Source organism: Aeromonas simiae (genome assembly GCF_000820125.1).
GTDB classification, from domain to species: Bacteria; Pseudomonadota; Gammaproteobacteria; order Enterobacterales; family Aeromonadaceae; genus Aeromonas; species Aeromonas simiae.
Genome location: NZ_CDBY01000044.1, coordinates 43,485 through 59,088 on the forward strand (window position 1 = coordinate 43,485; position 15,604 = coordinate 59,088).

A 15,604-nucleotide genomic window follows, 5' to 3' on the forward strand; every position below is an offset into this window, starting at 1 on the left:
GGAGACGTCCATGTGGTTCTGGTTGATTGAGGAGATCGAGGCGCTGCGCTACTTCCTCGGTCTGGGGGGAGAGGTGCTGGTTGCCCTCTTCTTCCTGACCCTGATGATGTGGGCGCTGCTGCTGGAGCGCTGGCTCTATTTCCGCACCGTCTACCCGCAACAGGTCAAGGAGACCCGCTCGCTTTGGCTGGCGCGCGGCGATCACCGCTCCTGGTCGGCCAAGCAGATCCGCCGCGAGCTGGTCTCCCGGGTCGCCATGGCCGTCGACAAGGGGATGCCGATCATCAAGGTGCTGATCGCCCTGTGTCCGCTGATGGGGCTGCTGGGGACCGTGGTCGGCATGGTGCAGGTGTTTGACACCCTGGCCATCACCGGCACCGGCTCGCCGCGCGCCATGGCCTCCGGCATCTCCAAGGCCACGGTACCGACCATGGCCGGCATGATTGCCGCCCTCTCCGGGCTGTTCTTCGTCAACCGCCTCGACCACAGGGCCAAACTGGCGGTCGAGAAGCTGGAAGACAGCCTGAAACACGGTTAATGCAGGAAGCACAGGCCGGGGCTCCCCCCGGCCGCACAAGGAGTTCTAGCTATGAGAAAACGTCACAGCGACAGCGGGGCAGACGAGGCGGCCATCGACCTCACCCCCATGCTGGACATCGTGTTCATCATGCTCATCTTCTTCATCGTCACCACCTCCTTCGTCAAGGAGTCCGGGGTCGAGATCAACCGTCCGAGCGCCAGCACGGCCGAGACGGTGAAGAAGGGCAACATCATGGTCGCCGTGCGCGCCAATGGCCAGGTCTGGATCGACAAGCGCAGCGTCGAGGTGGGGGCCGTGCGCGCCAACGTCGAGCGGCTGCGGGCCGAAAACCCCGAGAGCGCCGTGGTGATCCAGGCCGATACCGAGTCCCGCTCCGGGCTGGTGGTTGAGGTGATGGATCAGATCCGCATGGCCGGCGTGCAGAACATCTCGATCGCCGCCAGCAAGAGCAGCTGAGGCCGGAGGGAGCCCCATGAGATACCTGATATCACTGGTGGTCTCCTGTGTGGTGGTGTTCTTCCTGTTTCTCGGGATGAACAAGCTGATCACACCGGATCACCGGGAGCTGAGCGAGAAGGAGGAGGTCACCATGGCCGACTTCATCCGCATCAAGCCCCAGGAAACTGTCCAGGAGCGGCAGCGTGAGCTGCCCAAACCGCCGCCGCCGAACCGCCCGCCCCCGCCACCCGAGATGGAGGTGGCCAGCACGGATCGGCCGCAGATGGAGAGCGCACCGATGGACATGCCCAAGCTCGACATCCCGGTCAACATAGCGGGCGGCAATGCCCTCGGCGCCTACAGCACCGGCACCGGTGGCGGCGGCGTCGGTGGCAACAACGGCGCCATCGCGCTGGCCACCTTCGAGCCCATGATGCCGCGCAAGGCGGCCCTGGCCGGGTTGGCGTCGGGCAAGGTGGTGGTGGAGTTCACCGTCACCGAGCGCGGCACCGTCACCAACATCCGCATCGTGCGCGAAGATCCGCGCAGCTATGACCTCGGCAAGGAGGCCAGGAAGACCATCGCCAAGTGGACCTTCAAGCCGGCCATGGTCGATGGCAAGCCGCAGACGAGCCGGATGCAGCAAGAGATCGAGTTTGTGGTCAACTAAGGAGTGGCGATGAAAGGATGGAAACAGTGGGGCCTGGCCCCCATCGCCCTGGCGGTGCTCATCAGCACCGCCCCTCGGGCGGCCGAGCAGCCGGCACTTTCAGATCGCGCCTACCGGGCGGTCAACAAGGCGCAGGCACTAATCAGTGAGAAGCGGTACGGCGAGGCCAACGGCAAACTGCAAGAGGCCCTGGCCGGCGCCGGCGAGCGTATCTACGACAAGGGGGTCATCTTGCAGACCCTGGGCTTCGTGGCGGCGCAGCAAGAGAAATACGGCCAGGCGACCCAATACTTCGCCGACGCCATCGCCACCGGCGGCCTGCCGGCCCCGGTGGCTCAGCAGGTGCGTTACAACCTGGCCCAGCTCTACATGGCGCAGGGCAACTTTGGCGCCTCGGTGAAGACCATGCAGGCGTGGTTTGCCAACCTCGGCAAGGATGAGAAACCCACGCCCCATGCCTACATCACCCTGGCCAACGCCTATGTCCACCTCAAGCAATATAAGGAGGCGATCCCGGCCGCCGAGCAGGCGATCCGCCTCTCCGGCGCCAAGGCGCCCGAGTCCTGGTATCTGCTGAAGATGGGCGCCCACTATGAGCTCAAGCAGTACAAGGGGGCGACCGAAGTGCTCACCACACTGGTCGGCATGTTCCCGGAAAAGAAGAAGTACTGGACCCAGCTCTCGGCCATGCACCAGCAGGCAGGCAACGATCTCAAGGCCCTGGCGGCCCTCGAGAACGCCTATAAGCTGGGGCTGCTGAGCGAGCCGGCCGAGCTGATGCGCCTTTGCAACTACCTCGCCTTCAACGGTATTCCCCACCGCGCGGCCCGCGTGATGGAGCGAGCCATGAAGGAGGGGAAACTGGCGCAAAGCGCCGCTAACCTCAAGACCCTGGCCAACTACTGGCACCAGGCCAAGGAGCTCGACCCGGCCATCGACACCATGCAGGCCTCCCTGCGCCAGTCCGGCGATCCGGAGTTGCAGCTGAAGATGGCGCGCATGATGGTGCAGGCCAAGCGCTATGGGGATCTGGTGGCGCTGGCGGGCAAGCCGGCCCCCGGCGCCAGTGGCGAGCAGCGCGCCGAGCTCAAGTTCCTGGCCGGCGTCGCTCTGTTCGAGCAGGACAAGCCGAAAGAGGCGCTCACCGCCTTCAGCCAGGCGGCCCAGAACGGCAACATCAGCGGTCGCGCCACCCCCTGGATCAGCTTCCTCAAGGAGCAGACCGTGGGTGGCGAACGCACCGCCCAATAACACACACAGCGCGGCCCGCCCTGGCGGGCCCAGCCCCAGCCTTGGTGGCTATTGGCCGCTCCCCGGAGCGGTCTTTTTTATGGCTTATGCAACGCGCGGCAAAGCATTTCCTATTTTGGACGTCTAGACGTAGAAACACTCGTTGACATGGACATCCGGACATCTTAGCATCATCCACTATCCAGGCAGGGTCTGACAGCCATTCCTCTGCCCGTCATTCCAGCCTGTAGCCCCCCATACTGCAGCACAGTCAACACGGATGATTTCATGATTCAGTTGAAAGGTCTCAGCAAAGTCTATGGCGATGGCAGTGATGCCGTGTACGCCCTGCGCGAGGTGAGCCTTGACGTCCCGCAGGGAAAGATCGTCGGGGTGATCGGCGCCTCGGGTGCCGGCAAGAGCACCCTGATCCGCTGCGTTAACCTGCTCGAGCGTCCGACCACAGGTCAGGTGATCGTCGACAGCCAGGATCTGACCGCCCTCTCCGATAACGAGCTGACTCAGGCGCGCCGCCAGATCGGCATGATCTTCCAGCACTTCAACCTGCTCTCCTCGCGTACCGTCGCCGGCAACGTGGCGCTGCCGCTCGAGCTGGCCGGCTGGGACAAGGCGCGCATCGGCGCGCGGGTGAAGGAGCTGCTGTCCCTAGTGGGGCTGGAGCAACGCGCCCACGCCTACCCGGCCGAGCTCTCCGGCGGCCAGAAGCAGCGGGTGGCCATCGCCCGCGCCCTGGCCCCCTCCCCCAAGGTGTTGCTGTGCGACGAGGCCACCTCGGCCCTCGATCCCCAGACCACCCACTCGATCCTGGCGCTGCTCAAGGAGATCAACGCCAAGCTGGGGCTGACCATACTGCTCATCACCCACGAGATGGACGTGGTCAAGCGCATCTGCGACGAGGTGGCCATCATCAGCGACGGCCGGCTGATCGAGCACGGCGAAGTGGCCTGGTTCTTCAGCCACGCCAAGACCGAGCTGGCCCGCGACTTCATCCGCTCGACCATCCACCTGCCGGTGCCTGACGAATACCAGGCTCGCCTCAGCCCGACCCGGGTCGCGCAGAGCAATCCGCTGGTCAAGCTCGGCTTTACCGGCAACACGGTCGACAGCCCGCTCATCTCCGAGGTGAGCCGCCGCTTCAACATCGACATCAGCATCCTGTCGGCCGACATCGAGTACGCCGGTGGGGTCAAGTTCGGCTTCCTGCTGGCCGAGCTGTTCGGCAGCCCGGAGCAGTGCGACGCGGCGCAGGCCTTCTTCATCGAACACCATATTCAACTGGAGGTGCTGGGCTATGTCCGAAGCAATGATTAACCTGCTCATCACCGCCCTCGGCGACACCCTCATCATGGTGGCGGCCTCGGCCCTGTTCAGCTGCCTGCTCGGCTTGCCGCTCGGCGTGGCATTGCACGTGACCAAGCGCGGCCAGATCCTGGCCAGCCCGCTGCTGAACCAGACCCTCGGACTGGTGGTCAACGTCGGCCGCTCGGTGCCCTTCATCATCCTGCTGGTGGCCATCATCCCGCTCACCCGGCTGATCGTCGGCACCAGCATCGGCACCGCTGCCGCCGTGGTGCCGCTCACCATCGGTGCCATTCCCTTCTTCGCCCGCCTGGTGGAAGGGGCCCTGATGGAGATCCCGGAGGGGCTGGTCGAGGCGGCGCGCGCCATGGGCGCCAAACCGCTGCAGATCATCGGCAAAGTGATGCTGCCCGAGGCGCTGCCCGGTATCATCAACAGCGTCACCATCACGCTGGTGACCCTGGTCAACTATTCGGCCATGGCCGGCGCCATCGGCGGCGGCGGGCTCGGTGACGTGGGGATCCGCTACGGTTATCAGCGCTTCGACCCCCTGGTCATGCTGGTCACCGTGGTGATCCTGGTTATCCTGGTCCAGCTCATTCAGAGCCTGGGTGAACATCTGGTCAAGCGGGTCGATCACCGCTGAGCCCTGTCTTTTACATTGGAGGTAAAGCTATGAAATTGGGTATCAAATCCGTTGCAGCCACGCTGCTCGCCGCGCTGGTACTGGTGGGCTGCGGCCAAAAAGACGCTGACAAGAATCTGAAGGTCGGCGCCATCGCAGGGGCCGAGTCCGAGCTGGTCGAGACCGCTGCCAAGCTCGCCAAGGAAAAATATGGCCTGAACGTGGAAGTGGTCACCTTCTCTGACTACGTCACCCCCAACGTGGCGCTCAACGACGGCAGCATCGATCTCAACGCCTTCCAGCACAAGCCCTACCTGGACGCCCAGATCCGTGATCGCGGCTTCAAGCTGGTGCCGGTCGGCAACACCTTCGTCTATCCGATCGCCGGCTACTCCAAGAAGATCAAGACGCTCGCCGACCTTAAGGATGGCGCTCAGGTCGCCGTACCGAACGATCCGACCAACCTGGGCCGCTCCCTGATCCTGCTGGCCAAGCAAGGGCTGCTGACCCTCAAGGATGGCGCCGGTTTGGAAGCCACCGTGCTCGACATCGTGGCCAACCCGAAGAAGCTGAAGATCGTCGAACTGGAGGCCGCCCAGCTGCCGCGTTCCCTGGAAGACGTGGATCTGGCGGTGATCAACAACACCTTCGCCAGCCAGATCGATCTGACCCCGACCCGCGACGGCCTGTTCGTCGAGGACAAGGACTCCCCTTACGTGAACCTGATCGTGGCCCGCGAGAACAACAAGGATGACGAGAAGGTGAAGCAGTTCGTGCAAGCCTTCCAGAGCGAAGAGGTCTTCCAGAAGGGCAACGAGCTGTTCAAGGGTGGATTGGTCAAGGGTTGGTAACGAATCCAGCAATCACACCACTAAGGCCACGCTCGACGTGGCCTTTTTTATGGCATTCGCTATCATAGCCACAAAGCACGCGTAATTGTCTGGATCCCCATGCACCAATGGTATCTCGCCTACTGCAAGGCCAAGGAAGAGGCTCGCGCAGAGGTACACCTGAAGCTCCAGGGTATCGACTCCTACTATCCCATGGTGGAGGTGGAGAAGATAAGACGGGGCAAACGGGTCAAGGTAAAGGAACCCATGTTCCCCAACTACCTGTTCATCTATGTCGATCTCGAACTGGTGCCCCCGATCCGTATTAAATCCACCCGTGGCATCGCCCGCATCATCCAGTTCGGCGAACAGTTGACGCCGATCCCGAAAGAGCTGATCCATCGCCTGATGAGTCAGGATGACAGCGATGAGGCCCGCGCCCTCTATACGGATCTGCCGCAACCGGGCGACAAGGTCTTCATCGAGTCAGGGCCGCTGCAAGGCTTCGAGGCCATCTACCAGGAGCCCGATGGTGAGAAGCGCTCCATCCTGCTGGTCAGCCTGCTCAACCGCCAGACTCAGGGCAGTTTCGATAACCAGAGTTTCCGCCGCAGCTAGCGGCGCAGCGCAATGAGAACGCCCGGCCAATGGCCGGGCGTTTTGTTGTGCGGGCCACGCGGGCCTGCGCACTAACGTATGGGTTCCCCAGGCCAGGGCGGTGCCACACCCATCGGCTGGGGGTGGTGATGCGAGGGCTCGGCGACGCTCAGCCCGATATCCTGACGCAGATGGGCAGAAAGGGGGAGCGGCGCCTGCCGTTCACGGCACTCCAACTCGCGCACGCGAGCGGCCAGCAACAGGGTCAGGGGACGCAATAAAATCAGTTCGATCGACATAAGATGCTCCGTTTGAACATGCCGTTCTCCCGGAGAAGAGGACATCACCCACGAGAGAACCGCGGGTGATGAAAGAGTATGGAATTACCCGTTCACGCCACGCGCAAGAGACGCACGAACATCGCCACCCAAGAGGGGGCGCAGGTTCGCAGCTTGAGTCATGGAATGGCTCATGGTGATCTCCTCGCGTAAAAGTGAAACAGGTTGCAGCAATCTAAATCAGGCCGCCCGGCCGGACAATGGCTCCCCCCCGATTGGGGAGAGGCTCAGGCGCCGGCCGAGAGCAGGCGGTACTCCGCCAGCGCATAGGTGTCGGTCATGCCGCTCACGTAGTCGATGAGCAGACGCACCCGGTAGTACCACTCCTGATCGTGCGCGTCGGCAAAGCGGGCATCAGGGTGCGCCAGCGCTCTGCGATAGGCCCGCACATGGCGTGCCGAGAGGCGGTGACACAGCCGCCTGGCCAGGAAACTGCCAGGGCCACCATTGCCCTCAAGCACGGCCTGGAACTCGGAGCCCGGTAGCGCCAGCAAGGTGGCGTAGGTACCGAGGATGCCACGCAGTGCGGCAAAGCCCTCCAGCTCGAGCGACTCCACCTCGCGCCGCTTGAACACATGGCGGCGCGACACCTGGCGCAAGGTCTCGAGGGCCTGGGCCGCCGGGCTCTGGCCGTGCAGCAGCGGCTCATCGTGGCGGCCCGCCAGAATCGCATCGTGATGGGCGAGGTAGGTCTGGGCGGCCAGCGCCACCAGATCGCGCTCCAGCGCAAAGCGAAACGCCGGAAAGAAGCCATCGCGGCTCTGCTCGGCCTGGGTGATGAGGTTGGCCATGTAGTTGTCCGGCTGAGCCTCGTGCAGGGCCGCCAGCAGCTCGACATGGGAGAGCAGGCGGCGATCCACCGCATCCTCCAGATCGGCGATGCAGTAAGAGACGTCGTCGGCCGCCTCCATGATGTACACCAGCGGGTGGCGACTGCCGGGGGCCAGCCCAAGACGCCTAGCCACCTCCGCCATCACAGGAGCCTCGCTTAAGTAGACCCCGCGCTTGGCTCGCCACCCCTGCGCCTCGGCCCCCCCCGGATATTTACACAAGGCCGCCAACTGGCCGAGGGTGAGATCCAGCTCATGCAGGTGGTGCACCAAGCGCAGGCTCTGGGCATTGCCGTCAAAATGGCAAAGGTCGGTGAAAAAGGGCTCCCATGCCGCGCTCATGGCGCGCCCCAGTGCCTGCGGGTAGAGCGCCGGCAAGTGCTGCTGGCACCAGGCCCCGATCACCTGCTCGCCGAAGTGGCCGAACGGCGGGTTGCCCACGTCGTGCAGCAGGCAGGACATCTCCACCAGACTCAGCAGGGTCATCGGCGGAACACCGGGATCGGGCACGCGGGCCAGGATGGCCAGCACGATGCGTCGGCCCGTCTCCTGCACCTCGAGCGAGTGGGTCAGGCGGCTGCGCACCGAGGCCTGCACGTCGAGGGGGAAGACCTGGGTCTTCTGTTGCAGGCGGCGCACCGGGGCGGCCTGCACGATGCGGGCGCGATCGCGCTCGGTGGCCTCAAGCAACCCCTCGGCCACCTGCTGATGCCAGCGCAGGGGCGGAATCAATCTCTGGTACATCGCTTATTACTCCCTCAGCCAGTCGCGCAGGCGGGCCAGATCGCCCGGGTATTCACGGCGCATCGCCTCAATCCAGTCCTCGACGTTTTCCCACCATGCCGGCAGATCCGGGCTCTGGATCTGCTGGGCCAGTTGCTGGATACGGTGCAGACCGATGGAGCCGGCGGCGCCCTTGATCTTGTGGGCCTCTTCGGCAATGCCCTGCTGGTCGCGGGCCACCATGTTGGAGTCGAGCACCGCCATGTAGTCCGGCATCATCTTCTCGAACAGATCGACGCTCGATCGCAGCACCGGCTTGCCCACGGCCGCGGCATAATCCGTGAGGAAGGAGAGATCGAGCACCTCGCCATCGACGCAGGTTGGCGCCGCCTCATCCTCCCCCTCGATACCGCCAAACAGCCGGCCCAGTACATCTCGCACCGCCGCAGATCGCAGCGGCTTGCGGATCACATCGGCCATGCCACGGGCCAGATAGGTGTGACGATCGGTCACCAGGTTGGCGGTCAGCGCCACCATGGGCGGCAGGCTGTCGCCATAACGGGCCAGCAGCCGCTCGGCGATGTCAAAGCCGGTCATGTCCGGCAACTGGATGTCGAGCAGGATCAAGTCAAAATCATCCGGGTTGGCTCGGATCAACGCCTCGGCGCCGTTGCGCGCCACCTCCACCCGATGGCCAAACTTGGCCAGCAGGGCGCACGCCACCGTGACGTTGAGCTCCACATCTTCAACTAACAGAATATCGAGCGGCGGAACCACCAGTTCGGCCTCCCGGCCTGACGGCGCCTCGGCCAGCTCGACCTCCAGCTCCACCGTGAAACAGGCCCCCTCACCCAGATCGCTGTCAACCGTCAGGGTGCCCCCCATCGCCTGCACCAGCTGCCGGGAGACCGCCAGCCCGATCCCGGTGCCGATGGCCTGCTGTTGCTGCCCCTGCACCTGATAGTAGAGGGCGAAGATCTTCTCCTGCTCGCTGCGGGCAATCCCGACGCCGGTATCCTCCACCTCGAAGTGCAGCGCCAGGTGGTGCTTATCCTCATCAAGGTGAGTCAGGCAACGGATGGTGACGCCGCCGCTCTCGGTGAACTTGACCGCATTGCCCACCAGGTTCCACAACACCTGACGCAGCCGGGTGCCGTCGGCCAACACAAACTGGGGGATCTCTCCATCCCGGTCAAAGTGCAGATAGAGCCCCTTCTGCTCGGCTTGAATGCGCGACAGCATCTCCAGCTCATCGAGCAAGGCAGGCAGTTCGATCTGGGCCGGCGCAATTTCGAGGCGGCGGCGGTCGAGCTTATCCAGATCGATGATGTCGTTGAAGATGTTGCCGAGGGTCACGGCGCTTAAGTGAATGGTCTTGAGCTGCTGCTGACGGGTCTCATCGAGGGGGGTGTCGAGCAGGATGCGGCTTAACCCCACTATGCCGTTGAGCGGTGTGCGCAGCTCATGGCTGATGGTGGAGATGAAGGTGGTCTTGTCGCGGCTCGCCTTCTCAATCTTGTCCTGATACTGCTTGCGCTCGGTGATGTCGCGGCCAAAGCCAAGCAGGCCGAGGCGCTTGCCGAAACGATCGAAGAAGGGCACCTTGCGCAGCTCGAAGTAGGCCTTGCGCCCATCGGGATACTCCAGCCACTGCTCGTAGGTGAGCGACTGATTGTCGGCAAACACCTGGCGATCGGTCTCCACCACCTTGGCCGCGATATCTTCCTTGTAAACGTCAAAGGGTGTCAGACCAATGAGCTCGGCCTCACTGCGCCCGGTCAGCTCCTCCATGGCCCGGTTGCAGCCGGAGAACTGCTCCTTGTCGTTGCGGTAGTAGACCAGATCGGGGGAGCAGTCGATAAAAGAGCGCAGCAGGGCGGTGCGCTCCTCGAGGTTGAGCTGGGCCTTCTCGCGCTGGAACACCTCGTTTTCGAGATCCTCGATAGCCTGCTGGCGCGCCGCCTCGAGGCGCTGGGTCTGGGCTATCTGGGCGTTGAGCTGGGTGATGTTCTCCTGCAACTGGCGGTTGAGTTCAAGATCGCGCTCGCGCATCTCTTGCAGCTTGCGCACCATGCGGCTCAGGCGCTGGCGCGAATCCTCCAGCTGATCCACCACGATGGAGAGGAAGTAGACCGCCCAGGGCGTCACCAGCAGACCGAAAAAAACCGAACGCACCAGGTCGACCATGTCGACCGCTCCGCGCAGAAACAGGGTGACCCCCATCTGGATGGCCACCGCCAGCACTATGATGCCGGCCGCCAGCAGCATGCTGAAACGCACCAGCCCGAGTCGGGTCATCAGATCGACATAATATTGAGCCCACGACTTGATCTGTTTCATCCATTCGCACTCTTGTCACAATTGCGCCTCAGCATACCAGCCTGGGGGGGGCGACTCACCTGTTGCCGTCTCCAAGTTGTGCGCGAGCACACTTTAGGGTTTACTCTGCTCGTCACGGCGTCACCGTTTAGCGCGGCCACGCCCCTCAAACAGCCTGAGTTCAGCTTGCACGATTAGACTGCGAGCCCCAGGCTACTCTTCCCGCAGTGGAGACAAGATCACATGACCAAATATTCTCTGGTCGCATTGGCCATTCTCGGCGCCCAGGCAGCCCAGGCCGATGTCCTGACCATCCCCAATGAATCCGGTTTCTCCGGCTTTGTCATGGCAGGCGTCACAGCCCAGGAGTACCAGTCCAACTTCTTCAAAGGCGACAAGGGCGAAGCCAAGATTGACTCGGTCTTCCAGTCCCCCTCCCATGAAAGCTCGGTGCAGCCGCTGCTCGGCGCGGATCTGCGTTACACCTTCGCCGATACCCGCACCCAGCTGTTTCTCGGCAACCTGATCCAGGACGCGGTGCGCTATGACCTCGCCCAGCAGTTTGGCGTGCGCCAGCAGGTGGGCACCTATGGCATCCTCTCTGCCGGTTATGTCTTCTCCGCCATGCCCGCCAAGACCTGGGCCGACCCCTATCAGGTCGGTCGTAATCGCAGCAAGACCGACTATAAGACCCAAGGCGCCCGTTTCGCCTGGGATGACATCGGCGGCAGCCACGTCAACTTGGCTTATACCTGGCGCACCAGCAAGGTCGACAGCGAGCGCAGCGGCGAGCAGCTGATCAGCCTGGGTCAGCTGACCCGTGACGAGGCCAACTTGCTGGATCGCAACGGCAACCTGCACCGGGTCGAACTCTCCTATGACTGGCGTCTGCAACAGGATCAGACCCTGACCCCGGCCATCATCTACAAGCGCGCCGATCTCGACGGCAAGGCCGAAAGCAGCGACACCACCCATCTGCAACTGACCTATGCCAAGACCGGCCCACAGTGGAGCCTGGTCGGCAACGTCTTTGGCGGCAAGCGCAGCTATGACGAGGCCAACCCCATCTATGGCAAGAAGGCCAATGCAGACGAGTGGGGCCTCAACGGCACCTTCTTCTGGCACCAGCTGTTTGGTGTCGACAAGCTGAGCGGCGTGCTGAGCGCCGGCTGGGCCGAATCCAACTCGGATATCAATTTCTACGACACCGAGATGAGCACCTTCAGTGCCGGCCTGATGTACAGCCTGTAAGGCCCATCACGAAAAAGAGGCTCCCCGCGGGGTGCCTCTTTTTTTTTACAGCCAATCCTTGAGGCGATACCAGAGCATGCCTAGGGCCAGCAGGGGGGAGCGCAAGTGCCGCCCTCCCGGAAAGCGCCGATGTGGCACGCAAGCGAACAGCTCAAAGCCGCGACTCTGACCGTGGATCGCCTCGGCCACCAGCTTGGCCGCCAGATGGGTGGCATTGAGCCCGTGCCCGGAGTAGGCCTGGGCGTAAAAGACGTTGGGGTGATCCGAAAGGCGCCCGATCTGGGGCAGGCGGTTGGCGCCGATCCCCAGCATGCCGCCCCAGGCAAACTCGATACCGCCCCCGGCCAGCTCGGGGAACACCCGCAGCAGCTTGGGCAGCATGAACGCCCTGATGTCCTTCGGATCGCGCCCCGAATAGTTGCACGCCCCGCCAAACAGCAGGCGCCCATCGGCCGACAGGCGATAGTAGTCGAGCGCCACGTTCTGGTCACACACCGCCATGTTCTGTGGCAACAATCGCTCCCGCAGCCGCCTGGGCAGCACCTCGGTGGCGAGGAGGTAGGAGCCCGCCGGCAGCACCTGGGCCCCGAGCCTCGGATGCAGCTCGCCAAGATAGGCGTTGCAGCCGAGCACCAGGGTCTCGGCCTCGACCCGGCCATAACGGGTGGTGACTGCCACTTTCCGGCCATAGTCGATGCGAGTCACCAGCGAGTGTTCGTGGATGCGAGCCCCCAGCGAAGCGGCGGCACGCGCCTCGCCAAGCGCCAGGTTGAGCGGATGCAGGTGGCCTGAGCCCATGTCGACCAGACCGCCGATGTAGCGATCCGAGCCGACGATGCGGTGGATCTCGGCGCGCTCCACCTGACGCAGCGCGAAGGGGTAGCCGAGCGCCTCAAGGTGGCGCTGCTCCTGCTCAAACTCCACCAGATGGCGCCACTTGGTCGCCAGATCGCAGTAACCGAGCCGCAAGTCACAGTCGATACCAAAGCGGGCGATGCGATCCTTGACCAGCTGCACCGCCTCGATCCCCATCAGATCGAGCGCCCTAACCCCTTCCGCGCCGAGGTAGCGGGAAAACTGGCGGGTGTCGTGACCGATGCCGCGAATGAGCTGGCCCCCGTTGCGCCCGGATGCCCCCCAGCCGATGCGCCGCCCCTCCAGCAGCACCACGGAGTAACCGAGCTCGGCTAAGTTGATGGCCGTGTTGAGGCCGGTAAACCCACCGCCGACGACACACACGTCGGCGGTTAGCTCCCCTTCCAGCTCGGGCCAGGTGGCGTCATCGTTGCGAGTGGCGGCGTAATAGGAGTGGGTATGCTCGAGGGAGCCTGGCGTCATCATCAGCATCCTGCCTATGAGTGGGTGCTTACCAAGCTAAACGAAAAGGGGGAGGCTGCCCACCTCTGTGGCCGTGATGGCCTTCAAACAAAAACAAAGGGCGCCCCGAAGGGCGCCCTGTTTCACTCGATGAGCTGGATTACAGCACGTCGATGGCGTTCAGGTCGGAGAAAGCCCCTTCCAGACGCTTGATCATGGTCACTTGACCGGCACGCAGCCATACGCGCGGATCGTAGAACTTCTTGTTCGGCTTGTCGGCGCCTTCCGGGTTGCCCAGCTGGCCTTGCAGGTAGGCTTCGTTGGTCTTGTAGAAGTCCAGCACGCCTTCCCAGGTTGCCCACTGGGTGTCGGTGTCGATGTTCATCTTCACCACGCCGTAGGAGATGGATTCGCGGATCTCTTCCAGGGTAGAGCCGGAGCCACCGTGGAACACGAAGTCCAGGCTCTTGGCCGGGATACCGAACTTCTCGGAAACGAACTTCTGGGAAGCATCCAGGATGGACGGGGTCAGCTTGACGTTACCCGGCTTGTAAACACCGTGTACGTTGCCGAAGGAGGCAGCGATGGTGAAACGCGGGCTGATCTTGGACAGACGCTCGTAAGCGTAGGCCACGTCTTCCGGCTGGGTGTACAGGGCGGATTGATCCATGTGGCTGTTGTCCACACCGTCTTCCTCGCCACCGGTGCAACCCAGTTCCAGCTCCAGAGTCATGCCCATCTTGGCCATGCGCTCGAGGTACTTGCAGCAGATGTCGATGTTCTCTTCCAGGGTCTCTTCGGAGAGATCCAGCATGTGGGAGGAGAACAGCGGCTTGCCGGTTTCGGCGAAGTGCTTCTCACCGGCGTCCAGCAGACCGTCGATCCACGGCAGCAGCTTCTTGGCAGCGTGGTCGGTGTGCAGGATCACCGGAACACCGTAGGCTTCAGCCACGGCGTGAACGTGCTTAGCACCCGCGATGGCGCCCAGGACAGCAGCCTGTTGGCCTTCCAGCTTCAGACCCTTACCGGCGAAGAACACGGCGCCGCCGTTGGAGAACTGAACGATGACCGGAGCCTTCACCTTAGCGGCAGCTTCCAGTACGGCGTTGACGGAGTCGGTACCAACGCAGTTGACGGCCGGCAGGGCAAAGCCGTTTTCCTTGGCGACTGCGAATACCTTCTGTACGTCATCACCAGTCAGTACACCGGGTTTAACGAAGTCGAAAATCTTCTTAGACATGTTTCTCGTCCTATTCTCGTATGCCGAAAAAAATGGGGGGTTCATCATGAACCGGCAAGGCGGCCACATGATAAACGAAACGGGAGGCTTTTGCCCCCCGTTTCGGGTCACGAATTACGCTTTAGCACGCTCTTCCAGGATGGCAACAGCCGGCAGCTTCTTGCCTTCTACGAACTCCAGGAAGGCGCCGCCGCCAGTGGAGATGTAGGAGACCTTGTCGGCGATGCCGAACTTGTCGATAGCAGCCAGGGTGTCACCACCGCCAGCGATGGAGAAGGCCGGGGATTCGGCGATCGCACGGGCGATCACTTCGGTACCCTTGGCGAACTGGTCGAACTCGAACACACCGACCGGGCCGTTCCACAGGATGGTCTTGGCGTTCATGATGATGTCAGCCAGCGCCTTGGCAGAATCCGGGCCGATATCGAAGATCATGTCGTCGTCAGCCACGTCAGAAACCGACTTGGTGGTGGCCGGAGTGGACTCGGAGAACTCTTTACCAACCACGACGTCGGTGGTAGCCGGAATGGAGGTCTCGGCAGCCAGCTTCTTGGCGGTATCGAGCAGGTCGTGTTCGCACAGGGACTTACCGACGTTGTGACCGGCAGCAGCGATGAAGGTGTTGGCGATGCCACCACCGACCACCAGCTGGTCAGCAATCTTGGAGAGGGACTCCAGTACGGTCAGCTTGGTGGAAACCTTGGAACCACCAACGATGGCCACCATCGGGCGAGCCGGGTTGTCCATGGCCTTGCCGAGGGCTTCCAGTTCACCAGCCAGCAGAGGACCGGCGCAGGCGATCGGAGCAAACTGGGCCACACCGTAGGTGGAACCTTCGGCGCGGTGAGCGGTACCGAATGCGTCCATTACAAACACGTCGCACAGCGCGGCGTACTTACGGGCCAGCTCTTCGGCGTTCTTCTTCTCGCCCTTGTTGAAGCGGCAGTTTTCCAGTACGACCAGCTCACCGGCGGCGACATCAACGCCATCCAGGTAATCCTTGGCCAGGGTCACCTTGCAGGACAGCGCGTCTTTCAGATAGTTAACAACCGGAGCCAGGGAGAACTCTTCGTTGTACTCGCCTTCGGTCGGACGACCCAGGTGGGAGGTGATCATCAGCTTGGCGCCCTTTTCCAGAGCCAGCTTGATGGTCGGCAGGGTGGCGACAATACGTGCATCGGAAGTGACCTTGCCGTCTTTTACCGGCACGTTCAGGTCAGCACGGATCAGAACGCGTTTGCCCGCCAGATCCAGGTCGGTCATCTTGATAACAGACATATACAGTCCTCTATATTTTCCAGGTAATGTTCAAAACAGTAACCTTGCGCCCGGTGC

At 62.7% G+C, this 15,604-nt stretch carries 15 protein-coding genes; 9 read left to right on the plus strand and 6 right to left on the minus strand.

All coding sequences use genetic code 11. The features are described 5' to 3' along the window. The first annotated feature begins 10 nt into the window (after window positions 1–10). The 8 genes from BN1134_RS07805 (at window position 11) to rfaH (ending at window position 6,272) form a co-directional block, all read left to right on the plus strand. Window positions 11–538 (plus strand): MotA/TolQ/ExbB proton channel family protein, encoded by a 528-nt coding sequence (locus BN1134_RS07805; RefSeq protein ID WP_042046395.1) that lies wholly within the window; start codon window positions 11–13, stop codon window positions 536–538. A 51-nt stretch (window positions 539–589) separates the two neighbouring features. Next, entirely contained in the window at window positions 590–997 is a 408-nt protein-coding gene (locus tag BN1134_RS07810) for an ExbD/TolR family protein (protein WP_042046396.1), read from the plus strand. A 16-nt stretch (window positions 998–1,013) separates the two neighbouring features. Continuing rightward, entirely contained in the window at window positions 1,014–1,649 is a 636-nt protein-coding gene (locus BN1134_RS07815; protein WP_042046398.1) for an energy transducer TonB, read from the plus strand. Window positions 1,650–1,658: 9 nt separating this feature from the next. Continuing rightward, window positions 1,659–2,900 carry a tetratricopeptide repeat protein gene (locus tag BN1134_RS07820; RefSeq protein WP_042046401.1) on the plus strand — a complete coding sequence of 414 codons (1,242 nt, stop codon included), beginning with the start codon at window positions 1,659–1,661 and terminating at the stop codon, window positions 2,898–2,900. Between the two features lie 267 nt (window positions 2,901–3,167). Next, a complete protein-coding gene (gene metN / locus BN1134_RS07825; protein ID WP_042046402.1) occupies window positions 3,168–4,211 on the plus strand; it encodes a methionine ABC transporter ATP-binding protein MetN in 1,044 nt (347 codons plus the stop codon). Further along, window positions 4,192–4,845, plus strand: a complete 654-nt coding sequence (locus BN1134_RS07830; RefSeq protein WP_042046403.1) for a methionine ABC transporter permease — start codon at window positions 4,192–4,194, stop codon at window positions 4,843–4,845. The genes metN and BN1134_RS07830 overlap by 20 nt, the downstream gene beginning before the upstream one ends. 29 nt (window positions 4,846–4,874) lie before the next feature. Then, the gene (gene metQ / locus BN1134_RS07835) at window positions 4,875–5,675 is read left to right on the plus strand and encodes a methionine ABC transporter substrate-binding lipoprotein MetQ (protein ID WP_042046405.1); all 801 of its coding nucleotides are present in this window, start codon (window positions 4,875–4,877) and stop codon (window positions 5,673–5,675) included. 99 nt (window positions 5,676–5,774) lie between these two features. Next, the gene (rfaH, locus tag BN1134_RS07840; RefSeq protein WP_042046407.1) at window positions 5,775–6,272 is read left to right on the plus strand and encodes a transcription/translation regulatory transformer protein RfaH; all 498 of its coding nucleotides are present in this window, start codon (window positions 5,775–5,777) and stop codon (window positions 6,270–6,272) included. Between the two features lie 71 nt (window positions 6,273–6,343). Here rfaH and BN1134_RS19640 read toward each other — a convergent pair whose 3' ends face one another. The 3 genes from BN1134_RS19640 to arcB form a co-directional block, all read right to left on the minus strand. Beyond that, complete coding sequence (locus tag BN1134_RS19640; RefSeq protein ID WP_156991705.1) at window positions 6,344–6,550, minus strand: hypothetical protein; 207 nt, start codon at window positions 6,548–6,550, stop codon at window positions 6,344–6,346. 266 nt (window positions 6,551–6,816) lie between these two features. Continuing rightward, entirely contained in the window at window positions 6,817–8,163 is a 1,347-nt protein-coding gene (gene dgt, locus BN1134_RS07850) for a dGTPase (protein WP_042046410.1), read from the minus strand. Window positions 8,164–8,169: 6 nt separating this feature from the next. Next, window positions 8,170–10,482 (minus strand): aerobic respiration two-component sensor histidine kinase ArcB, encoded by a 2,313-nt coding sequence (gene arcB, locus BN1134_RS07855; RefSeq protein WP_042046411.1) that lies wholly within the window; start codon window positions 10,480–10,482, stop codon window positions 8,170–8,172. Window positions 10,483–10,704: 222 nt separating this feature from the next. Here arcB and BN1134_RS07860 point away from each other — a divergent pair, with 222 nt between their 5' ends. Continuing rightward, window positions 10,705–11,712 carry a DUF2860 family protein gene (locus tag BN1134_RS07860; protein WP_042046412.1) on the plus strand — a complete coding sequence of 336 codons (1,008 nt, stop codon included), beginning with the start codon at window positions 10,705–10,707 and terminating at the stop codon, window positions 11,710–11,712. 45 nt (window positions 11,713–11,757) lie between these two features. On the opposite strand, the gene BN1134_RS07865 is transcribed toward BN1134_RS07860, so the two are convergent. The 3 genes from BN1134_RS07865 to BN1134_RS07875 all read right to left on the minus strand — a co-directional run bounded on the left by BN1134_RS07865 (window position 11,758) and on the right by BN1134_RS07875 (window position 15,547). Next, window positions 11,758–13,050, minus strand: coding sequence for an NAD(P)/FAD-dependent oxidoreductase (locus BN1134_RS07865; RefSeq protein WP_042046413.1), 1,293 nt, complete (start codon window positions 13,048–13,050; stop codon window positions 11,758–11,760). Window positions 13,051–13,189: 139 nt separating this feature from the next. Then, window positions 13,190–14,269, minus strand: coding sequence for a class II fructose-bisphosphate aldolase (gene fbaA, locus BN1134_RS07870; RefSeq protein ID WP_042046414.1), 1,080 nt, complete (start codon window positions 14,267–14,269; stop codon window positions 13,190–13,192). Between the two features lie 114 nt (window positions 14,270–14,383). Next, a complete protein-coding gene (locus tag BN1134_RS07875) occupies window positions 14,384–15,547 on the minus strand; it encodes a phosphoglycerate kinase (protein ID WP_042046415.1) in 1,164 nt (387 codons plus the stop codon). Window positions 15,548–15,604 lie beyond the last annotated feature (57 nt).

Coding starts and splice junctions, on each gene's coding strand:
- BN1134_RS07805 (WP_042046395.1), top strand. CDS start 11: ATGTGGTTCTGGTTGATTGAGGAGATCGAGGCGCTGCGCTACTTCCTC.
- arcB (WP_042046411.1), bottom strand. CDS start 10,482: ATGAAACAGATCAAGTCGTGGGCTCAATATTATGTCGATCTGATGACC.
- BN1134_RS19640 (WP_156991705.1), bottom strand. CDS start 6,550: ATGTCGATCGAACTGATTTTATTGCGTCCCCTGACCCTGTTGCTGGCC.
- BN1134_RS07860 (WP_042046412.1), top strand. CDS start 10,705: ATGACCAAATATTCTCTGGTCGCATTGGCCATTCTCGGCGCCCAGGCA.
- BN1134_RS07815 (WP_042046398.1), top strand. CDS start 1,014: ATGAGATACCTGATATCACTGGTGGTCTCCTGTGTGGTGGTGTTCTTC.
- BN1134_RS07810 (WP_042046396.1), top strand. CDS start 590: ATGAGAAAACGTCACAGCGACAGCGGGGCAGACGAGGCGGCCATCGAC.
- BN1134_RS07875 (WP_042046415.1), bottom strand. CDS start 15,547: ATGTCTGTTATCAAGATGACCGACCTGGATCTGGCGGGCAAACGCGTT.
- dgt (WP_042046410.1), bottom strand. CDS start 8,163: ATGTACCAGAGATTGATTCCGCCCCTGCGCTGGCATCAGCAGGTGGCC.
- BN1134_RS07865 (WP_042046413.1), bottom strand. CDS start 13,050: ATGACGCCAGGCTCCCTCGAGCATACCCACTCCTATTACGCCGCCACT.
- rfaH (WP_042046407.1), top strand. CDS start 5,775: ATGCACCAATGGTATCTCGCCTACTGCAAGGCCAAGGAAGAGGCTCGC.
- metQ (WP_042046405.1), top strand. CDS start 4,875: ATGAAATTGGGTATCAAATCCGTTGCAGCCACGCTGCTCGCCGCGCTG.
- fbaA (WP_042046414.1), bottom strand. CDS start 14,269: ATGTCTAAGAAGATTTTCGACTTCGTTAAACCCGGTGTACTGACTGGT.
- BN1134_RS07820 (WP_042046401.1), top strand. CDS start 1,659: ATGAAAGGATGGAAACAGTGGGGCCTGGCCCCCATCGCCCTGGCGGTG.
- metN (WP_042046402.1), top strand. CDS start 3,168: ATGATTCAGTTGAAAGGTCTCAGCAAAGTCTATGGCGATGGCAGTGAT.
- BN1134_RS07830 (WP_042046403.1), top strand. CDS start 4,192: ATGTCCGAAGCAATGATTAACCTGCTCATCACCGCCCTCGGCGACACC.